The following is a 20824-nucleotide window of genomic DNA, read 5'->3' as shown; positions in this document are numbered from 1 at the left end:
TCACACCTTAGCCACGAGCGGGCGACCCAGCAGGCCTTGGGGACGGAAGATGAGGATCAGCACCAGCAGCGAGAAGCTGAACACGTCCTTGTAGTCGGAGTTGATCAGGCCAGAGAACAGCGACTCGGAAATGCCCAGGATGATGCCGCCAAGCATGGCCCCCGGGAGCGAGCCGATGCCGCCCAGTACCGCCGCCGTGAACGCCTTGATGCCGATGATGAAGCCGGCGTAGAAGTCGAAGGTGCCGTAGTTCATGGTGATCAGCACGCCCGCCAGGGCGGCCATTACCGCACCGATGACGAACACGTAGGAAATCACCCGGTCGGTGTTGATGCCCAGGATCGAGGCCATCTTGCGGTCTTGCTGCGTGGCGCGGCACATGCGGCCGAGCTTGGTGAACTTGATCACGTAGGTGAGCAGGCCCATGCCTACGAACGCGGCAATCAGGATGAAGATCTTGGTGTAGGTCAGTTGCACGAAGCCGGTGCCGACTTCGATGCGCATGGCGCCTTCCAGCAGGGTCGGCACGCCTTGCTGGCGAGCGCCCTGGCTGATCTGAGCGTAGTTCTGCAGGATCAGCGAAATACCGATGGCACTGATCAGCGGTGCCAGGCGGGTGGAGTTGCGCAGGGGCTTGTAAGCGATGCGTTCGATGGTAAAGCCATAAACGCCCGTGACGACGACGGTGAACAACAGCGTGCCCAGCATGAGCAGCGGGAACGACTCGACGCCGAAATAGGCCAGCAATGCCAGGCTGATTGCCGCGAGGTACGCGGAAATCATATACACCTCGCCGTGCGCGAAGTTGATCATGCCGATAATGCCATAGACCATTGTGTAGCCGATGGCGATCAGGCCATAGACCGACCCGAGGGTCAGGCCGTTGACCAGTTGCTGCAGAAAAATACCATCCATAACGCAATCTCACCTGATTGAGATTGCACGAGCGCCGTCCACGGCGGGCCATGAATGCAGCGGCCCTCGCAGCGCAGAACTGTGCAGATCTACGGATAAAGACAGGTACTGCGGGGCTGCGGCCCGGGGCAATGCGCACCCGGGCCGGTAGCCGTTATTATTTTTGTTTTTCCAGCTGGTGGTATTTACCGGTCTTGTCCCACTGGTAGACCACGTAGTCGGAGACCGTCAGGTCGCCTTTGCTGTCCCACTTTTTATCGCCCATGACGGTCTTGACCGTGTTGGCCTTGAGCCATGTGGCAGCGTCTTCGCCCTTGTTCGATTTGGCACCATTGAACGCGGCGGCCAGCGCTTGAAGCGAGGCATAGGCGTACAGGGTGTAACCTTCAGGCTCGGTACCGTTCTTGCGGAACTCTTCCACGACGGCTTTGCTGTCGGGCAGCAGACGTGGGTCGGCGCCGAAGGTCATGTACACGCCGTCGACATTTGGGGCGCCGCCTGCGGTGGTTACCAGTTCGTCGGTGACGATGCCGTCATCGGACATGAACCTGACGTCCTTCAGGCCCTGCTCGCGCATTTGACGTACCAGTGGCCCGGCCTCCGGGTGCAGGCCGCCGAAATAGACCACATCGGCACCGGTAGAGCGAATCTTGGTCACCAACGCGCTGAAGTCTTTCTCGCCACGGGTCAGGCCTTCGTACAGCACAGGCTTGACGCCGCGCTTCTCCAACTGCGCCTTGGTCGCATCGGCCAGGCCCTGACCATAGGTGTCCTTGTCGTGCACGACGGCAACCTTCTTGCCCTTGAGCACATCGACGATATAGTCACCGGCCACGATGCCCTGCTGGTCGTCACGGCCACACATGCGGAACATGGCGTTCAGGCCGCGCTCGGTCACTTGCGGGTTGGTCGAGCCCGGGGTAATGGCGATGATGCCCGCTTCGTCATACACCTCGGACGCCGGGATGGTGTTCGAAGAGCAGAAGTGGCCCACCACGCCGATCACCTTGTCCTGATCGGCCAGGCGGTTGGCCACGGCCACGGCCTGCTTCGGTTCGCAAGCATCATCACCCGCCCCCAAGACGATCTTCTCACCGTTGATGCCACCGGCTTTGTTGATCACGTCGGCTGCCGCCTGGGCACCTTTCATGTACTGCTCGCCAAACGCTGCGTTGGCACCGGTCATCGGGCCCGCGACGCCGATCTTTACGTCGGCCTGAACATACGAAGAAACACCCAGTGCCGTAGCTACGGCCAGTGCCAGGAAACCTTTCTTGTAAAACGTCTGCGACATGAGGTGGTGCTCCTAGAGTTTTTTTTGGTTGGCACTACAACTTCTCAACCCTGTGCTCTGAGCAAGGGCCGTGCCATTGGTTTTGTCTTCCGGGAAAACACACTGTGAAGGTCGCCAGCAGGCGACCGACGGCCTTTTCTTTATTGAGCGTGCAACCGTCTGCCCTGCGGCAGGCGCCACCACACGTACAGACAAGTAGCAACCGTCGAGTGCCATCATTGCAACCCTGGCAAGTGTTTACGTGCAACCGCCCTGTAACAGCGGACGTCACCGAAGTGCACACCGCTGGTGCGCGACTGCTACAGGCAGCACCGTTTGAAGGCTAGCTGGTGCACGGAAAAACACCTGTTTTGCCGGTGCTGGCCTCTTCGCGGGTAAACCCGCCCCACTGCCAGCCAGTTCATCCCAGTACCTGTGGCACAATGGCCGCCATTCGCCGCTTCTGGAGCCACCCTTGATGAGCGAAAGCGCATTCGCCGAGCGCATCGTGCACAACCTGCTCGACACCGACTTCTACAAACTCACCATGATGCAGGGCGTGCTGCACAACTACCCGGACGCCGACGTGGAATGGGAATTCCGCTGCCGCAACGGCGAAGACCTGCGCCCTTACCTCGGCGAGCTCCGCAACCAGCTCGAACGGCTCAGCGAGCTGACCCTGGATGACGGCCAACTGGCCTTTCTAGAACGTATCAGCTTCCTCAAGCCCGACTTCCTGCGCTTTCTGCGGCTGTTCCGCTTCAACCTGCGCTACGTGCGCATCGGCATCGAAAACGATCAGCTGTACCTGCGCCTGCGTGGCCCCTGGCTGCACGTGATCCTCTTCGAAGTGCCCTTGCTGGCCATGATCAGCGAAGTACGCAACCGCCACTTGCACCCGCACATGCGCCTGGCCGATGCCCGTGACCAGCTGTACCGCAAGTTCGACTGGCTGCGTGCGCATGCCAGCGAAGATGAGCTGGCCGACCTGCAGGTGGCCGACTTCGGCACCCGTCGGCGCTTCTCCAGCCGCGTGCAGGAAGAGGTGGTGCGGGTACTGCGCGATGACTTCCCGGCCCGCTTCGTCGGCACCAGCAACGTCGACCTGGCATGGAAACTGGATATCAAGCCGCTGGGCACCATGGCCCATGAATGGTTCATGGCCCATCAACAGCTTGGGCCGCGGCTGATCGACAGCCAGATTGCCGCGCTGGACTGCTGGGTGCGCGAGTACCGTGGCCTGCTGGGCATCGCCCTGACCGACTGCATCACCATGGACGCCTTCCTCAACGACTTCGATCTGTACTTCGCCAAGCTGTTCGACGGCCTGCGCCACGATTCGGGCGAGCCGGTGGCCTGGGCGGAAAAGGCCATCACCCATTACCAGAAGCTGGGCATCGACCCCATGACCAAGACCCTGGTGTTTTCCGACGGCCTGAACCTGACCCGCTCGCTGGAAATCTTCCGCGCCCTGCGCGGGCGCATCAACGTCAGTTTCGGCATCGGCACCAACCTGACCTGCGACATCCCGGGTGTGGCACCGATGAACATCGTGCTTAAAATGACCGACTGCAACGGCTCGCCGGTGGCGAAAATCTCCGACGAGGCGGCCAAGACCCAATGCCGCGACGAAAACTTCGTTGCCTACATGCGCCACGTTTTCAAAATCCCCAGCAAGGAGTAACCCATGCAAGCCGTTCAGCGAGAGATTGCCCAAGCGCTCAAGGTGCAGCCGCCGTTCGCCGATGCTGCCGCGCTCGACCAGGAAGTGGCCCGGCGCGTGGCGTTCATCAAGGGCTGCCTGGCCAATGCCCGGCTCAAGACGTTGGTACTGGGCATCAGCGGGGGCGTCGATTCCCTGACCGCCGCCCTGCTCGCCCAGCGCGCGATCAACGAGCTGCGTGCCGAAACGGGCGATGCGGCCTACCGCTTCATTGCCGTGCGCCTGCCCTATCAGGTGCAGCATGACGAGCACGACGCCCAGGCTTGCCTGGAGGTGATCAACGCCGATGAAGTGCACACCGTCGACATCGCACCCGCCGTGCGTGCACTGGCGGCCGAAACCGAGGCGCTGCAAGGGGGGTCGCCGACCCTGGTGGACTTCGTTGTCGGCAACATCAAGGCACGCACGCGCATGGTCGCGCAGTACACCATCGCCGGCGCTCGGGCGGGCCTGGTGATCGGTACCGACCATGCGGCCGAAGCGGTGATGGGCTTCTTTACCAAATTTGGTGATGGCGCGTGCGACCTGGCACCGCTGAGCGGGCTGGTGAAGCACCAGGTGCGGGCGATTGCACGCAGCTTCGGTGCGCCGGAGTCGCTGGTGGAGAAGGTCCCGACAGCGGACCTGGAAGACCTGGCGCCGGGCAAGCCGGACGAGGCGTCACATGGCGTGACCTACCAGCAGATCGATGCGTTCCTACAGGGTGAGCCGGTCGAGCAGGAAGCGTTCGACATCATCGTCGCCACCTACCGCAGGACCCAGCACAAGCGCGAACTGCCGTTCGCCCCGTAAAAGCTTCGCGGGGCAAGTCGGATCGCCGCACCGCCGCCCCCACTGGCATCAGACCTGTGGGAGCGGCGGTGCGGCGATCCGACTTGCCCCGCGAATGGAGGGCTAAGCCCTCCCCTCTACGCCATCGTCCTTACTTGACGATGACCTTGCCCTTCATCATCGAGATGTGGCCCGGGAAGGTGCAGAAGAAGCTGTAGTCGCCGCCGGCTTCCAGCTTGGTAGCGTCGAATTTGACTTCGGTTTCTTTCTCTGGCGCGCCGATCATCTTGGTGTGAGCGATGATGCCGGCGTTGTCGGCCTTGATGTAGTCCTTATCCAGGCCTTGAGTCATGCCTTCGGTGGCAATGCCCTGCATGTCGGCAGTCTTGCTGATCACCAGGTTATGGCCCATGACGTTCTTCGGCAGGTTGCCGGAGTGGGTCAGTTTGACGGTGAATTCCTTGCAGCTCTTGTCGACGGTGATTTCCTTGGTATTGAAGGACATCTGGTCGGTCGAGTCGACAGTTACCGAGCACTCGGCGGCGAAGACAGAGGCGCTGGCGAGGGTCAGCAGGGATACCGCTACAGCTTTCGCAAACATCATGAATCTCCTTGGCAGGGTTTTATCAATTGCGAGACTGCCTGAAACCGTTCAGCCCCTTGCTGATATGGGTCAAGGGGGTGTCAAGTGGCCAGCCAGTTGAATTGTTCAATGGATTGTATACAACCAATCTAAGGGCACATCATGCCCTTTTAATAGACGATGGGACAACCTCTCATTTAGGAGCAATACCAAATGCCCATGTCCAGCTTTCTGAACAGTCTGCTCGCCGCCTATGCCCAAGGCGCCACTGGCGCCGTCTGTGAATTCTCCCGGCCGGAGTGAAAGCGGCCTTGGAACTGCCAGGCAGGCGCCGTACCCTGTCACCCTGAGTGACTGGAGATGAGCAATGCCTGTACGTTCCGTTTGTGTCTTCTGCGGCGCCAGCATCGGCGCCAACCCTGCCTACCGTGAAGCGGCCGTCGCCCTTGGCCAGGCCATCGCCCGACGCGGGCTTACCCTGGTGTATGGCGGTGGCGCGGTCGGCTTGATGGGCATCGTCGCCGATGCTGCCATGGCCGCAGGTGGCGAAGTGGTCGGGATCATCCCGCAAAGCCTGCTGGACGCCGAGGTCGGCCACAAAGGCCTGACCCGCCTGGAAGTGGTCGATGGCATGCATGCGCGCAAGGCACGCATGGCCGAACTCAGCGATGCGTTCATTGCACTGCCGGGTGGCCTGGGTACGCTGGAGGAGTTGTTCGAGGTGTGGACCTGGGGGCAACTGGGCTATCACGCCAAGCCGCTGGGCCTGCTCGATGTCAATGGCTTCTATGAAAAGCTGGGCGGGTTCCTCGACCATATCGTCGAAGAAGGTTTCGTGCGGCCGCAGCATCGGGCCATGTTGCTGCTGGGTCAGCAGCCGGATGCGCTGCTGGACGGGATGAACGAGTTCGTTGCGCCGGTGGTGCCGAAGTGGGTCGACAAGCAGCCTGATTGAGCTTGGCATTTTGGGGCTGCTTTGCAGCCCCGCAATGAATCACTCAGCGCGGAATGACAGGCTGACGCGGCTTCTTGCCACCCTTGCCGCCCTTGGCCGCTTCTTTACGCTCCTTGGCCGCCTGCTGGTTGCGGGCAAACGCATCGGCCTTGGCCTTCTCACGCTTGTCCCACGGCTTGCTGCCATCGCTGCCGCGCGGTGGCAGGCCGGTGTGCTGGGTCAGGATCTTCTGTTCCTTGGCCACCTTGTGGCTGCCAGCTGGGGTCGAGTTCTTGCGCCGGGCACTTTGGTAGCTGTCGGACTGCGGCTGGTGCAACGGGATCAGCTGGTGCTTGCCCGGCCCGATCAGGTCGGCGCGGCCCATGCGCTCCAGCGCCTCGCGCAGCATCGGCCAGCCCTTCGGATCGTGATAGCGCAAGAACGCCTTGTGCAGACGGCGCTGCTCATCGCTCTTGACGATCTCGACCCCTTCGCTCTTGTAGGTCACCTTGCGCAGCGGGTTCTTGCCCGAGTGGTACATGGCCGTGGCCGACGCCATGGGCGACGGGTAGAAGGCTTGCACCTGGTCGGCGCGGAAGCCGTTGCCCTTGAGCCACAAGGCCAGGTTCATCATGTCTTCGTCGGTGGTGCCCGGGTGCGCGGCGATGAAGTACGGGATCAGGTACTGCTCCTTGCCCGCCTCTTTCGAGTACTTCTCGAACATGCGCTTGAAGCGGTCGTAGGAACCGATACCCGGCTTCATCATCTTGTCCAGCGGGCCACGCTCAGTGTGCTCGGGGGCAATCTTCAGGTAGCCGCCCACGTGGTGGGTGACCAGCTCCTTGACGTACTCCGGCGATTCCACCGCCAGGTCGTAGCGCAGGCCCGAGGCGATCAGGATTTTCTTCACGCCCGGCAAGGCACGCGCCTTGCGGTACAGCTCGATCAGCGAGCTGTGGTCGGTGTTGAGGTTCTCGCAGATACCCGGGAACACGCACGACGGCTTGCGGCAGTGCTTCTCGATCTCGTGGCTCTTGCAGGCGATGCGGTACATGTTGGCAGTCGGGCCGCCGAGGTCGGAGACCACGCCGGTGAAGCCCGGCACCTTGTCACGCATCTCCTCGATCTCGTGCAGGATCGATTCGTGGGAGCGGTTCTGGATGATCCGCCCTTCGTGCTCGGTGATCGAGCAGAAGGTGCAGCCACCAAAGCAGCCGCGCATGATGTTCACCGAGAAGCGGATCATCTCGTAGGCCGGGATGCGCTCTTTGCCATAGGCCGGGTGCGGGATACGCGCGTAGGGCATGCCGAACACGTAGTCCATTTCTTCGGTGGTCATGGGGATGGGTGGTGGGTTGAACCACACGTCCACTTCGCCATGTTTCTGCACCAGGGCGCGGGCGTTGCCTGGGTTGGTTTCCAGGTGCAGCACGCGGTTGGCGTGGGCGTACAGCACAGGGTCGTTACGCACTTTTTCGAACGACGGCAGGCGAATCACCGACTTGTCACGGGTCATGCCCGGGCTGTCGAGAATCTGCACCACTTTGGCTTCGTTCGGGTCTTCCACGTCGCCCTTGGCCTGTTCGATGGCGCAGGCCTGGGTGTCCTGGGTGTTGACGTAGGGGTTGATGATCTTGTCGACCCGGCCTGGGCGGTCGATGCGGGTGGAGTCGATCTCGAACCAGCCCTGGGGCGTGTCACGGCGCACGAACGCGGTACCGCGCACGTCGGTGATGTGCTCGATGCTCTCGCCCTGGGACAGGCGCTGGGCGACTTCGACGATCGCCCGCTCGGCGTTGCCATACAAAAGGATGTCGGCACTGGCGTCGATCAGGATCGAGTGGCGGACCTTGTCCTGCCAGTAATCGTAATGGGCGATACGGCGCAGCGAGGCCTCGATGCCACCGAGCACGATCGGCACGTGCTTGTAGGCCTCCTTGCAACGCTGGCTGTACACCAGGCTGGCGCGGTCTGGGCGCTTGCCGGCCATGCCGCCAGGGGTGTAGGCGTCGTCGGAGCGGATCTTCTTGTCCGCAGTATAGCGGTTGATCATCGAGTCCATGTTGCCGGCCGCGACGCCGAAGAACAGGTTCGGCTCGCCCAGCTTCATGAAGTCTTCTTTGGACTGCCAGTTCGGCTGGGCGATGATGCCAACCCGAAAGCCCTGGGCTTCCAGCAGGCGGCCGATGATGGCCATGCCGAACGACGCGTGGTCGACGTAGGCATCCCCGGTCACGATGATGATGTCGCAGGAATCCCAGCCGAGCTGATCCATCTCCTCCCTGCTCATGGGCAGGAACGGTGCTGGCCCGAAGCATTCGGCCCAGTACTTGGGATAGTCGTAGAGTGGTTTGGCTGCTTGCATGTCAGTGACCGGTTCTGGTGTTCAGGGAAATCGCGGGCGCGGAATATAGCACAAATTTTGATCAAATCCGACGGTGGTTGTCGGATTCATTTGCAACACGAATAACCCCGTGGGGCTGGGCAAGCCCGAGCCACAGGGTTGTTATTCGTCGTCGTCGAAGTTGTACATGCCCGGCGCAAGGTTCTCGAAGCGGGTGTACTTGCCGATGAAGGCCAGGCGGATGAAACCGATGGGGCCGTTACGCTGTTTACCGATGATGATTTCGGCAATGCCCTTGTGCTCGGTCTCCGGGTGATACACCTCGTCACGGTAAACGAACATGATCACGTCGGCGTCCTGCTCGATTGCACCGGATTCACGCAAGTCGGAGTTCACCGGGCGCTTGTTCGGCCGCTGCTCCAGGGAGCGGTTGAGCTGCGACAGGGCGATGACCGGGCAGTTGAATTCCTTGGCCAGGGCCTTGAGCGAGCGGGAGATCTCGGAAATCTCGTTGGTCCGGTTGTCACCGGAAGAGCCCGGAATCTGCATCAACTGCAGGTAGTCGACCATGATCATGCCGATCTCACCGTGCTCGCGAGCCAGGCGGCGGGTACGCGCACGCATTTCCGACGGGCTGATGCCGGCGGTATCGTCGATGAACAGCTTGCGGTCGTTGAGCAGGTTGACCGCCGAGGTCAGGCGCGGCCAGTCGTCGTCGTCCAGTTGGCCGGAACGCACCTTGGTCTGGTCGATGCGCCCGAGCGACGAGAGCATACGCATGATCAGCGATTCGCCTGGCATCTCGAGGGAGAACACCAGCACCGCCTTGTCGCTGCGCAGCACGGCGTTTTCCACCAGGTTCATGGCGAAGGTGGTCTTGCCCATCGACGGACGGCCGGCAACGATGATCAGGTCGGCCGCCTGCAAGCCGCTGGTCTTCCCATCCAGGTCGGTGTAACCGGTGGAAATACCGGTAATGTCACTGTCGGAGTTGAACAGCGTGTCGATGCGGTCGATGGCCTTGGTCAACAGCTCGTTGACCCCCACCGGGCCGCCGGTCTTCGGCCGCGCCTCGGCGATCTGGAAGATCTGCCGCTCGGCGTCGTCGAGGATTTCTTCGGCGTTGCGCCCTTGCGGGTTGAAGGCGTTGTCGGCGATGTCGGTGCTGATGCTGATCAGCTGACGCAGCGTGGCCCGCTCGCGAATGATCGCGGCATAGGCCTTGATGTTGGCCACCGACGGGGTGTTCTTGGCCAACTCCGCCAGGTAGGCGAGGCCGCCGACTTGCGACGACACGCCCTCCTTGTCCAACTGCTCGTGCAACGTGACCACGTCGAACGGGTGGTTCAGGTCGACCAGCTTGTGGATGGCGCGGAAGATCAGGCGGTGGTCATGCCGATAGAAATCGCCATCCGAGACCTGATCCAGTACCCGCTCCCAGGCGTTGTTGTCCAGCATCAGGCCACCGAGCACGGCCTGTTCGGCCTCGATGGAATGCGGCGGCACCTTGAGGGCTGCGGTTTGCAGGTCGAGCTGTTCGGAGGTGGTGATCTCGTTCATGGCCACGAAAGGATTCTGGGGGACGAAAAAGACAAAGGGCACGGCCTGCAGAAGACAGGACCGTGCCCGATGTTAACCGGCTGGGCCGCGGACGGCCAGCCAGTCAGCGCAGCTTAGGCAGCTACGACGACCACGCGTACGGTGGCTTCAACGTCGCTGTGCAGGTGCACGGCCACGTCGTATTCGCCAACCTGACGGATGGTGCCGTTCGGCAGACGCACTTCAGCTTTGGCCACTTCAACGCCGGAGGCGGTCAGGGCGTCAGCGATGTCGTGAGTGCCGATCGAACCGAACAGCTTGCCTTCGTCGCCAGCGGTGGCAGTGATGGTCACTTCCAGCTCGGCCAGTTGGGCAGCGCGGCTTTCAGCCGATGTTTTACGGTCAGCAGCTGCTTTTTCCAGCTCGGCGCGACGCTCTTCGAACGCAGCCAGGTTGGCGGCGTTGGCAACGGTGGCCTTGCCGAATGGCAGCAGGAAGTTACGGCCGTAACCAGCCTTAACTTTTACTTTGTCGCCCAGGTTGCCCAGGTTAGCGACTTTTTCCAGCAGGATCAGTTCCATTTGGTAAAACCTCTTAACTTTTAACCTTCACCGTTCGCGGAGTCATTCCCCTCAGGGGACTTGCGACCGCGAAAATCAATCAGGCTGTCGACAATGGCCAAAACCACGAGCAACGGATAAATCAGCTGCATGATCAGCGGCAGCGTCACGTACATGCCCACCAGCCAGAAACCAGCCAGTCGGCCCTGTGCCACCAGCCCATGCATCAAGGCGATGCCGGCCAGGACGAGCACCAGGCTGGATGCAGAGGCCAGGACGATGAACTGCGGCCCGATGAACGGACCCAGCACCATCAGTGCCACCAGCGTCAGCATGGTGACCCGCGGCAACTTCAGGGCGCGAAACTCGCGACCGAAGCCTCCAGGGTTGTACAACGCAGCCTGCCAATAACGCGCCAGCATCAAAGCCAGCACGCTGAACAGCTGCAGCATCACCGCCGTTGAAGCGACCAGCACAGGGCCGATCAGCTCACCGGGGATCACCGGTTTGCCTTCGATTTGTGGCAGGGCTTGTACAAGCGCCTTGGCCAACACCTCGAAGGTTTCACGCAGTACCGTGTCCAGGATGAGGCTGTAGACCAGCCCCAGCACAACACTGGACATCAACACCCGGCTCCAGGAATGCCCGGCACGCAACAAGGCGGCCAGCCCCAGCGTCCCCAACAGCACCAGCAAGGTGCTTGGGTCGCCAAAGGCCCAGATGGCCACCGCCGGCAAAAGCCCGAACGCGATGACCGTTGAAGCATCCTTGAACCCGCGCCGCAGAAGCACGAGGCTCCCGGCAGCGGCACTCAACCAGAACAACAGCGGTAACACTGCACTGATGACCACCACCAGGGTGGCCTGCACACGACCGCGCATGATGAAATCAGCTAACGCTCGCATGCTTTATCCCTTACTGCTTGTCGACGACCCGGTCTCAGCGGCCGTGGCTGTCGGTGTAGGGCAGCAGGGCCAGGAAGCGGGCGCGCTTGATAGCGGTAGCCAGCTGACGCTGATAACGAGCTTTGGTACCGGTGATACGGCTTGGAACGATCTTGCCGGTTTCGGATACGTAAGCTTTCAGGGTGTTGAGATCTTTGAAGTCGATCTCTTTCACGTCTTCAGCAGTGAAGCGGCAGAATTTACGACGACGGAAGAAACGTGCCATGTAATAGGCTCCTCAAAAGGTCCGTGGATTACTCGTCAGCGTTATCGCTGGAGTCGCTGTCATTGCTGTCATCGCCTTCGGCGGAGTCAGAATGCTCAGGACGCTCACGACGCTCACGGCGCTCGCTGCGGTTCTCTTCTGCCTTGAGCATCTCGGACTGACCGGTTACGGCTTCGTCGCGACGGATGACCAGGTTACGGATCACGGCATCGTTGTAGCGGAAGTTGTCTTCCAGCTCGGCCAGGGCCTTGCCGGTGCACTCAACGTTCAGCATCACGTAGTGAGCCTTGTGAACATTGTTGATTGCGTAGGCCAGTTGACGACGGCCCCAGTCTTCCAGGCGGTGGATCTTGCCACCATCTTCTTCGATCAGCTTGGTGTAACGCTCAACCATGCCGCCGACTTGCTCGCTCTGGTCCGGGTGAACCAGAAAGATGATTTCGTAATGACGCATGAATGCTCCTTACGGGTTAGTAGTCTGCCAGAACGCTGGTCAGACAAGGAGTGAATGACACTGTATGTCTTGCCATGGAGGGGAGGCACATGAGCGCCTGCCAGCTCGGCAAGGGGCGCAATTGTAGAGAAGGCGTGGCGCACAAGCAAGGTGATTGGCGATTATTTGAACAGCCAGAAACATATTTTGCCTGCACCAACCCTTCGCGGGGCAAGCCCGCTCCCACAGGATTACTGCAATGGCTGAGGCTGCAGTAGGCCTGTGGGAGCGGGCTTGCCCCGCGAATACCGGCGAAGCCGGTGCCAGGCACCGCGTCCCCCCATTCGCGGGGTAAGCCCGCTCCCACAGGTAACATCTCAGCGCGTGCCGAAGCGCCTCTGTAGTGTCTGCCGCAGTGGCATCCGGTGTGGCGCCTCGCCCAGCAACATTTTGAAAAGGCCATCCCGGACAACCGGTGATGGCCTTTCATCCAATTGTCATATTGAAGTCATATCGTATTCATGCGGCCTGCAGATACTTGGGCCCGATCCATCCAACACCCCCAATATTCCTGCTAGGAGCAAGGCATGAAACTGAAGCGTTTGATGGCGGCCCTTACCTTTGCCGCCGCTGGCGTTGCCACCGCCAATGCGGTAGCCGCTGTCGACCCAGCAATCCCGACCTACACCAAAACCACCGGTGTATCGGGCAACCTCTCCAGCGTTGGCTCCGACACCCTGGCGAACCTGATGACGCTGTGGGCCGAGGCCTACAAGAAGGAATACCCCAACGTAAACATCCAGATCCAGGCCGCCGGCTCCTCCACCGCGCCACCCGCGCTGACCGAAGGCACCGCCAACCTGGGCCCGATGAGCCGCAAGATGAAAGACGTCGAGCTGCAGGCCTTCGAGCAGAAGTACGGCTACAAGCCAACCGCCATCCCGGTTGCCGTAGACGCCCTGGCAGTCTTCGTGCACAAGGACAACCCGATCAAGGGCCTGACCATGGCGCAGGTCGATGCGATCTTCTCGTCCACCCGCCTGTGCGGCGCCAAGGCCGATGTCAAAACCTGGGGTGACCTGGGCGTGACCGGCGACCTGGCCAACAAGCCAGTGCAGCTGTTCGGCCGTAACTCGGTATCGGGCACCTACGGTTACTTCAAGGAAGAAGCCCTGTGCAAAGGCGACTTCAAGCCTAACGTCAACGAACAGCCTGGCTCGGCTTCGGTCGTGCAGTCGATCAGCTCCTCGCTGAACGGCATCGGCTACTCGGGCATCGGCTACAAGACCGCCAGCGTCAAGACCGTAGCCCTGGCCAAGAAAGAAGGCGGCGAGTTCGTCGAAGACAACGAAGCCAACGCCCTGAACGGTTCGTACCCGCTGTCGCGCTTCCTGTACGTCTACGTCAACAAGGCCCCGAACAAGCCTCTGGCCCCGCTGGACGCCGAGTTCATCAAGCTGGTGCTGTCGCAAGCTGGCCAGCAGGTCGTGGTGAAGGATGGCTACATCCCGCTGCCGGCCAAAGTGGTCGACAAGACCCTGGCTGACCTGGGCCTGTCCCACGCCGGTAACGTTGCAAAGAAGTAAGTAACTGAGGAAGAGGCCGGTACCGATGCCCGGCCTCCTCCACGAATTTTCAGTCCGAAGCCAGGATCCCTGCGCTTCGGGCTTTCTTGCGTCACTGCATTGTCATGTTTTTGTCATACGGGACCGCTAGGGTGTGCGCATGAATGATCTGGCCAACTCCACCATGACCCAAAATTCTCAACCCGTGCGGATTGATTTCAACACGCCGGAGTTGCAACGCAAGCGCCGCATGCGTGCGCTCAAGGACCGCCTGACCCGCTGGTATGTACTGGTAGGCGGGCTTGCCGTCTTGGCGGCAATTACCCTGATTTTCTTCTACCTGGCCTACGTGGTGCTGCCGCTGTTCCAGGGCGCCGAACTGACCAGCAAGAAGGCCCTGGAGCCGACCTGGCTGCAACAGGATGCCGGTAAGCCGCTGATGATCGCGCTTGAAGAGCAGAACCTGGTGGGCATGCGGGTTTCCGACAAGGGGCAGGCGCTGTTCTTCGACACCAAGACCGGTGCCGAGCTGCAACGCGTCGACCTGCCGCTGCCGGCGGGTACCCAGGTGAGTTCGATCAGCACCGATCAGCCGGGTAGCCCGCTGGTTGTGCTGGGGCTGTCCAACGGTCAGGCGCTGGTGTTCCACCACACCTACAAGATCACCTACCCGGACAACAAGAAAACCATCACCCCAGGCATCGACTACCCCTACGGCAAGGACGCGTTCGTGCTTGACGACCAGGGCCGCGCGCTGGAACACGTGAGCGTCAACGTCAACGGCGAAAGCCTGATGCTGGCGGGCTCCACCGGTTCGCACCTGCAGGTCACCCAGCTGACCCGCGAAGAGAACATGATGATCGGTGAGGTCACCAGCGAGCAGAGCCGTATCGACCTGCCGCAGATGACCGAGCCGGTCAAGGCCATCTACATCGACCCGCGTCAGCAGTGGCTGTACGTGGTCAACGGCCGTGCCACCGCCGACGTCTTCAGCCTGCGCGACAAAAGCCTCAACGGCCGCTACAAGCTGCTGGAAGATGGCAATACCGAGATCACGGCCAGTGGCCAGCTGGTCGGCGGTATCTCGCTGATCTTCGGTGACTCCAAGGGTGGTTTGAGCCAGTGGTTCATGGCCCGTGACCCCGATGGCGAGTCGCGCTTCAAGTTGATCCGCAGCTTCCAGATGGGCAGTGCGCCGGTCGTCCAGATCGATGCCGAAGAGCGCCGCAAGGGCTTCATCGCCCTCGACGCCGACGGCAAGCTCGGTGTGTTCCACAGCACCGCGCACCGCACCTTGCTGGTCGAGCCGGCTGCAGAGGGTGCTGGCATCCTGGCCCTGTCGCCGCGTGCCAACCGCATCATCATCGAGGAAGGTGGCAAGCTGTTGCCGCTGAGCCTCAAGAACCCGCACCCGGAAGTCTCCTTCAGCGCGCTGTGGGGCAAGGTCTGGTACGAGAACTATGACGAGCCCAAGTACGTCTGGCAGTCGACCGCGTCGAACACCGACTTCGAGCCCAAGCTGAGCCTGTCGCCGCTGACCTTCGGTACCCTGAAGGCTGCGTTCTACGCGATGATCCTGGCAGCCCCGCTGGCCATTGCCGCCGCCATCTACACCGCCTACTTCATGGCCCCGGGCATGCGCCGCAAGGTCAAGCCGGTGATCGAGCTGATGGAAGCGATGCCAACGGTGATCCTTGGCTTCTTCGCCGGCCTGTTCCTGGCGCCGTACCTGGAAGGCCACCTGCCGGGTGTGTTCAGCCTGTTCCTGCTGATGCCGTTCGGCATCCTGCTTGCCGGTTTCACTTGGAGCCGCCTGCCCGAGTCGTTCCGCCTGCGCGTCCCGGATGGCTGGGAAGCGGCGATCCTGATCCCGGTGATCCTGTTCACCGGCTGGTTCGCCCTGACCATGAGCCCTTACCTGGAAACCTGGTTCTTCGGCGGCGACATGCGCCTGTGGATCACCAATGACCTGGGCATCACCTACGACCAGCGCAACGCCCTGGTGGTCGGTATCGCCATGGGCTTCGCGGTCATCCCGAACATCTACTCGATCGCCGAAGACGCCGTGTTCAGCGTGCCGCGCAGCCTGACTCTGGGCTCCCTGGCCCTGGGTGCGACGCCGTGGCAGACCCTGACCCGCGTGGTCATCCTCACCGCCAGCCCGGGTATCTTCTCGGCGCTGATGATCGGCATGGGCCGTGCGGTGGGCGAGACCATGATCGTGCTCATGGCCACCGGCAACACCCCGGTGATGGAGATGAACCTGTTCGAAGGCATGCGCACCCTGGCCGCCAACGTGGCGGTGGAAATGCCGGAGTCGGAAGTCGGTGGCAGCCACTATCGCGTGCTGTTCCTGGCGGCACTCGTGCTGCTGATGTTCACCTTCGTCATGAACACCTTGGCCGAGCTGATTCGCCAGCGTCTGCGCAAGAAATACTCGTCGCTTTGATAGAAAGGTAGAGATCCGTGAAAAAGGATTCCCTCAAAGGCTGGTTCAAGAGCGGCGCCCCTGGCGTCTGGATCAGCGGTGGCGCGGTTGCCATGGCGGTGATCATGACCATCGGCCTGCTGTCGGTCATCGCCGTGCGCGGCCTGGGCCACTTCTGGCCGGCCGATCTGATCCAGGCCACCTACAAGGTGCCGGGCCAAGCTGATCACATCGTCATCGGCGAAGTGGTGCAAAAAGAAGAGGTGCCCCGTGCCCGCCTCAAAGGTGCCGGCTTGCCGGTACCTGAGCAGGGCCCGGAGTTCATGACCCGTGAGCTGATCAAGGTCGGTAACCGCGACCTCAACGGCAGCGACTTCTCCTGGGTGGTGGGCGAGTGGCTGGTCGACGAGCAACGCCCGGCCGACCTGATGGCGCTGGAACGTCGCGAGTGGGGCAACTTCTACGGCTACCTGGTCAGCGTCAAGGAAGAAGGCCGCGTGGTTGCCGAAGGCCCTGCCGCCTGGAACGAGCTACAGGCCCGCCTCAAGCGCGCCAACCAGCTCAACGGCGAGCTGCAGCAACTCGAGAAAAAAGACATTGGCGCCATCAACCATGGCCTGGAGCGCCTGCGCCTGCACAGCCGCAAGCTGGAACTGGACGGCAAGCTCGACGCCGCCGCCCAGGCCGACATGGACGCCGAGCGTGCCGAGCTGAACAGCCGCTACAAGGCCATCGAAGACCGCCTCAGCGGCCTGCATCAGGCCTTCTCCCGCGACAGCCTGGTAGCGCGCGACGGCAACGGCCGTGAAGTGGAGATCAACCTGAGCAAGGTGGTGCACGCCATTCAGCCGAACGGTATGTCCGGCCTGACCAAGATGGGTACCTACTTTGCCAAGGTCTGGGAGTTCCTCAGCGACGACCCACGCGAAGCCAACACCGAAGGCGGGATCTTCCCGGCCATCTTCGGTACCGTGATGATGACCCTGATCATGGCGGTGATCGTGACCCCGTTCGGCGTGCTGGCTGCAGTGTACCTGCGCGAATACGCCAAACAGGGCCCGGTGACCCGCCTGATCCGCATTGCAGTGAACAACCTGGCAGGCGTACCGGCGATCGTCTACGGCGTATTCGGCCTGGGCTTCTTCGTCTACGTGCTGGGTGGCTCGATCGACCGGCTGTTCTTCCCCGAATCGTTGCCGGCACCGACCCTGGGTACCCCGGGCCTGCTGTGGGCCTCGCTGACCCTGGCACTGCTGGCGGTGCCGGTGGTGATCGTGGCCACTGAAGAAGGTCTGGCGCGTATCCCACGTACCGTGCGCGAGGGCTCCCTGGCCCTGGGTGCGACCAAGGCCGAGACACTGTGGAAGATCGTCCTGCCAATGGCCAGCCCGGCCATGATGACCGGCATGATTCTCGCCGTGGCCCGCGCCGCCGGTGAAGTGGCGCCGTTGATGCTGGTGGGTGTGGTGAAACTGGCACCGTCGTTGCCGCTCGATGGCAACTACCCGTACCTGCACCTGGACCAGAAGATCATGCACCTGGGCTTCCACATTTATGACGTCGGCTTCCAGAGCCCGAACGTCGAGGCCGCACGGCCGCTGGTGTACGCCACCGCGTTGTTGCTGGTGCTGGTGATCGCCACCCTCAACCTCTCGGCAGTGTGGATCCGTAACCACCTGCGCGAGAAGTACAAGGCCCTCGACCACTGATTGAAGCTTTAAGCCACAAGCGGCAAGCTCCCAAAGGAGTGCCGCTTTGCCCTAACTTGCAGCTTGCAGCTTAAAGCTTGCAGCTACAAACGGAGTGAGACCATGCAGCACGAATCCCATACCCACGGCATCGACATGTCTGCCCTGGGCCGCGACAAGCAGAGCCTGCGCCTGGCCGAAGAGACCGTGGCCATCGAAGTACCGGGCCTGAGCCTGTACTACGGCGACAAGCAAGCCTTGTTCGACGTCAGCATGAATATCCCCAAGCAGCGCGTGACCGCCTTCATCGGCCCGTCCGGCTGCGGCAAGTCGACCCTGCTGCGTACCTTCAACCGCATGAACGACCTGGTTGACGGTTGCCGCGTGGAGGGCGCCATCAACTTGTATGGCACCAACATCTATCGCAAGGGCGAGGACGTGGCCGAGCTGCGCCGTCGTGTGGGCATGGTGTTCCAGAAGCCGAACCCGTTCCCCAAGACCATCTACGAGAACGTCGTCTACGGCCTGCGCATCCAAGGCATCAACAAGAAGCGCACCCTCGACGAAGCGGTCGAATGGGCACTCAAGGGCGCGGCCCTGTGGGACGAGGTGAAGGACCGCCTGCATGACTCGGCCCTGGGCCTGTCCGGTGGCCAGCAGCAGCGTCTGGTGATCGCCCGTACCATTGCCGTGGAGCCGGAAGTGCTGCTGCTCGACGAACCGTGCTCGGCACTGGACCCGATCTCGACGCTGAAGGTCGAAGAACTGATCTACGAATTGAAATCCAAGTACACCATCGTCATCGTGACCCACAACATGCAACAGGCGGCGCGCGTTTCGGACTACACCGCGTTCATGTACATGGGCAAACTGGTCGAATTCGGGGATACCGATACCCTGTTCACCAACCCGGCGAAGAAGCAGACCGAAGACTACATCACCGGTCGCTACGGCTAGTCGGTCTGCCAGCCGCAGGCCGGGGGCCAAGGGATAACACGAACGACTTGAAGCTTGCGGCTTGAGGCTTGCAGCTTTTTCGCGGAGCGAAACGATGATCAACAAAGAAAGCCTTACGCATCACATCTCCCAGCAGTTCAACGCCGAGCTTGAAGAGGTGCGCAGCCACCTTCTGGCCATGGGCGGCCTGGTCGAGAAACAGGTCAACGACGCGGTGACCGCACTGATCGAGGCCGACTCGGGCCTGGCCCAGCAAGTGCGCGAGGTCGATGAGCAGATCAACCAGATGGAGCGCAACATCGACGAGGAGTGCGTACGCATCCTTGCCCGCCGCCAGCCGGCGGCCTCCGACCTGCGGCTGATCATCAGCATCTCCAAGTCGGTGATCGACCTGGAACGTATCGGCGACGAGTCGACCAAGATCGCCCGTCGTGCCATCCAGCTGTGCGAAGAGGGCGAGTCGCCGCGCGGATACGTCGAGGTGCGCCACATCGGCGACCAGGTGCGCAACATGGTCCGCGATGCCTTGGACGCCTTTGCCCGCTTCGACGCCGACCTGGCACTGTCGGTGGCACAGTACGACAAGACCATCGACCGCGAGTACAAGACCGCCCTGCGTGAGCTGGTGACCTACATGATGGAAGACCCGCGATCGATCTCGCGGGTGCTCAGCGTCATCTGGGCCTTGCGTTCGCTGGAGCGCATCGGCGACCACGCGCGCAACATCTCCGAGCTGGTGATTTACCTGGTACGCGGCACCGACGTCCGCCACATGGGCCTCAAGCGCATGAAGGCGGAAGTGCAGGGCACCCCCGTCGAAGAGGCTGAAAGCGCTAATGTTCCGGCTGAACCGGACGATAAATAGTACTGCTCCCGAGCATCAACGCCCGGCCTAGGCCGGGCGTTTTCGTTTGCGGTCGAGCAGCCACCAGGCACCCGCGAACGGTGTGAAGAAGTCCCGCTACACGCGCAGTTGTGGCAAATGGCCATTGCTTGCCGGTAGGCTAGTCGGGATTCAAGAGGAGTATCGATGAGTAAAGTCAATGTACTGGTCGTGGACGACGCCCCGTTCATCCGCGACCTGGTCAGGAAATGCCTGCGCAATGCCTTTCCCGGCATGGTCATCGACGATGCGGTCAACGGTCGCAAGGCCATGGCCATGTTGGGCAAGGAGCCGTTCGACCTGGTCCTGTGCGACTGGGAAATGCCGGAAATGTCTGGCCTTGAGCTGCTCAGCTGGTGCCGCCAGCAGCCCGCGTTGAAGAGCCTGCAGTTCATCATGGTGACCAGCCGTGGTGACAAGGAGAACGTGATCCAGGCCATTCAGGCGGGGGTTTCCGACTTCGTCGGTAAGCCGTTCACCAATGAGCAGTTGCTGACCAAGGTGAAGAAGGCCTTGGCCAAGATCGGCAAGCTCGACAGCCTGATGGCAACCGGGCCTGCGCGGGTGAATTCGGCGTTTGCCAATGATTCCTTGAGTGCCTTGACCGGCGGCAACCCTCAAGCGGCCAAGGTTGCGGCACCTGCGCCAGCGCCGGTGAAGCCTTTGGCGAAGGCATCTGCGCCAGCCACAGCCACAGCCGCACCGTCTGGCCGTGGCCAAGGCCAGCTGCGCTTGGCCAGCGGGATTCAGCCTTGCGTGATCAAGGCATTGAGCCTGAAGGAAGCGCTGTTGGTGGTACGCCGCAGCGAGGCGCTGCCGCAGGTGCTAGAAGGTGCGGTACTGGACCTGGAACAGGGCGAAAACGCCGAAGTTGCGCGGCTGAACGGTTACCTGCATGCCGTCGCGGCGCTGGAGCCCAAGCCCGACAGCGACTGGCTGCAGCTGACGTTCAAGTTCGTCGATCAGGATGCGCAGAAGCTCGATTATCTGTCGCGGCTGATTGCCCGCGGCACGGCGCAAAAGCACTTCACGCCCGGCGCCTGATAGCCACTGTCCTC

18 protein-coding genes are annotated in these 20824 nt (G+C 61.7%); 9 read left to right on the top strand and 9 right to left on the bottom strand.

The annotated features are described in order from the left end of the window. Both NP534_RS01325 and NP534_RS01320 read right to left on the bottom strand, forming a co-directional pair. Positions 1-915 carry an ABC transporter permease subunit gene (locus NP534_RS01325; RefSeq protein WP_033701789.1) on the bottom strand — a complete coding sequence of 305 codons (915 nt, stop codon included), beginning with the start codon at positions 913-915 and terminating at the stop codon, positions 1-3. 157 nt (positions 916-1072) lie between these two features. Continuing rightward, complete coding sequence (locus tag NP534_RS01320; protein ID WP_274097490.1) at positions 1073-2209, bottom strand: branched-chain amino acid ABC transporter substrate-binding protein; 1137 nt, start codon at positions 2207-2209, stop codon at positions 1073-1075. A 457-nt stretch (positions 2210-2666) separates the two neighbouring features. Between NP534_RS01320 and pncB the strand changes: the two genes are divergently transcribed. Together pncB and nadE are read left to right on the top strand one after the other, a co-directional pair. After that, the gene (gene pncB / locus NP534_RS01315) at positions 2667-3872 is read left to right on the top strand and encodes a nicotinate phosphoribosyltransferase (RefSeq protein WP_274097489.1); all 1206 of its coding nucleotides are present in this window, start codon (positions 2667-2669) and stop codon (positions 3870-3872) included. Positions 3873-3875: 3 nt separating this feature from the next. Next, the gene (gene nadE, locus NP534_RS01310) at positions 3876-4703 is read left to right on the top strand and encodes an ammonia-dependent NAD(+) synthetase (protein ID WP_274097488.1); all 828 of its coding nucleotides are present in this window, start codon (positions 3876-3878) and stop codon (positions 4701-4703) included. 130 nt (positions 4704-4833) lie between these two features. Here the strand turns inward: nadE and azu are convergent, their stop codons facing one another. Beyond that, positions 4834-5283 carry an azurin gene (azu, locus tag NP534_RS01305; protein ID WP_274097487.1) on the bottom strand — a complete coding sequence of 150 codons (450 nt, stop codon included), beginning with the start codon at positions 5281-5283 and terminating at the stop codon, positions 4834-4836. A gap of 349 nt (positions 5284-5632) precedes the next feature. Between azu and NP534_RS01300 the strand changes: the two genes are divergently transcribed. Continuing rightward, positions 5633-6220, top strand: coding sequence for a TIGR00730 family Rossman fold protein (locus NP534_RS01300; RefSeq protein WP_033701796.1), 588 nt, complete (start codon positions 5633-5635; stop codon positions 6218-6220). 43 nt (positions 6221-6263) lie between these two features. On the opposite strand, the gene NP534_RS01295 is transcribed toward NP534_RS01300, so the two are convergent. The 6 genes from NP534_RS01295 to rpsF form a co-directional block, all read right to left on the bottom strand. Continuing rightward, positions 6264-8564 (bottom strand): YgiQ family radical SAM protein, encoded by a 2301-nt coding sequence (locus tag NP534_RS01295; RefSeq protein ID WP_274097486.1) that lies wholly within the window; start codon positions 8562-8564, stop codon positions 6264-6266. Positions 8565-8705: 141 nt separating this feature from the next. After that, positions 8706-10103, bottom strand: coding sequence for a replicative DNA helicase (gene dnaB, locus NP534_RS01290; RefSeq protein ID WP_186652730.1), 1398 nt, complete (start codon positions 10101-10103; stop codon positions 8706-8708). 113 nt (positions 10104-10216) lie between these two features. Next, positions 10217-10663 (bottom strand): 50S ribosomal protein L9, encoded by a 447-nt coding sequence (gene rplI / locus NP534_RS01285; protein WP_033701798.1) that lies wholly within the window; start codon positions 10661-10663, stop codon positions 10217-10219. Between the two features lie 20 nt (positions 10664-10683). After that, positions 10684-11547, bottom strand: a complete 864-nt coding sequence (locus NP534_RS01280; RefSeq protein WP_274097485.1) for a hypothetical protein — start codon at positions 11545-11547, stop codon at positions 10684-10686. Between the two features lie 34 nt (positions 11548-11581). After that, a complete protein-coding gene (rpsR, locus tag NP534_RS01275; RefSeq protein WP_003249563.1) occupies positions 11582-11812 on the bottom strand; it encodes a 30S ribosomal protein S18 in 231 nt (76 codons plus the stop codon). 28 nt (positions 11813-11840) lie between these two features. Then, positions 11841-12266, bottom strand: a complete 426-nt coding sequence (rpsF, locus tag NP534_RS01270; protein WP_033701800.1) for a 30S ribosomal protein S6 — start codon at positions 12264-12266, stop codon at positions 11841-11843. Positions 12267-12832: 566 nt separating this feature from the next. On the opposite strand from rpsF, the gene NP534_RS01265 reads away from it, so the two are divergent. The 6 genes from NP534_RS01265 to NP534_RS01240 all read left to right on the top strand — a co-directional run bounded on the left by NP534_RS01265 (position 12833) and on the right by NP534_RS01240 (position 20810). Continuing rightward, positions 12833-13831: a phosphate ABC transporter substrate-binding protein PstS gene (locus NP534_RS01265; protein ID WP_274097484.1), complete on the top strand. Its 999-nt coding sequence runs from the start codon at positions 12833-12835 to the stop codon at positions 13829-13831. 139 nt (positions 13832-13970) lie between these two features. Beyond that, positions 13971-16259 carry an ABC transporter permease subunit gene (locus NP534_RS01260; protein WP_274097483.1) on the top strand — a complete coding sequence of 763 codons (2289 nt, stop codon included), beginning with the start codon at positions 13971-13973 and terminating at the stop codon, positions 16257-16259. 17 nt (positions 16260-16276) lie between these two features. After that, complete coding sequence (pstA, locus tag NP534_RS01255) at positions 16277-17947, top strand: phosphate ABC transporter permease PstA (RefSeq protein ID WP_274097482.1); 1671 nt, start codon at positions 16277-16279, stop codon at positions 17945-17947. Positions 17948-18049: 102 nt separating this feature from the next. Continuing rightward, entirely contained in the window at positions 18050-18883 is an 834-nt protein-coding gene (pstB, locus tag NP534_RS01250; RefSeq protein WP_033702365.1) for a phosphate ABC transporter ATP-binding protein PstB, read from the top strand. 94 nt (positions 18884-18977) lie between these two features. After that, complete coding sequence (gene phoU, locus NP534_RS01245; RefSeq protein WP_033702363.1) at positions 18978-19748, top strand: phosphate signaling complex protein PhoU; 771 nt, start codon at positions 18978-18980, stop codon at positions 19746-19748. A 165-nt stretch (positions 19749-19913) separates the two neighbouring features. Next, on the top strand, positions 19914-20810 hold the full coding sequence (locus NP534_RS01240) for a response regulator (RefSeq protein WP_274097481.1): 897 nt from the start codon (positions 19914-19916) through the stop codon (positions 20808-20810). Positions 20811-20824: the final 14 nt, after the last annotated feature.

The organism is Pseudomonas sp. 39004, assembly GCF_028682155.1.
GTDB lineage: Bacteria > Pseudomonadota > Gammaproteobacteria > Pseudomonadales > Pseudomonadaceae > Aquipseudomonas > Aquipseudomonas capeferrum.
The sequence above is the reverse complement of the archived record's forward strand: the minus strand, read 5'-3'. Positions and strand labels throughout refer to the sequence as shown.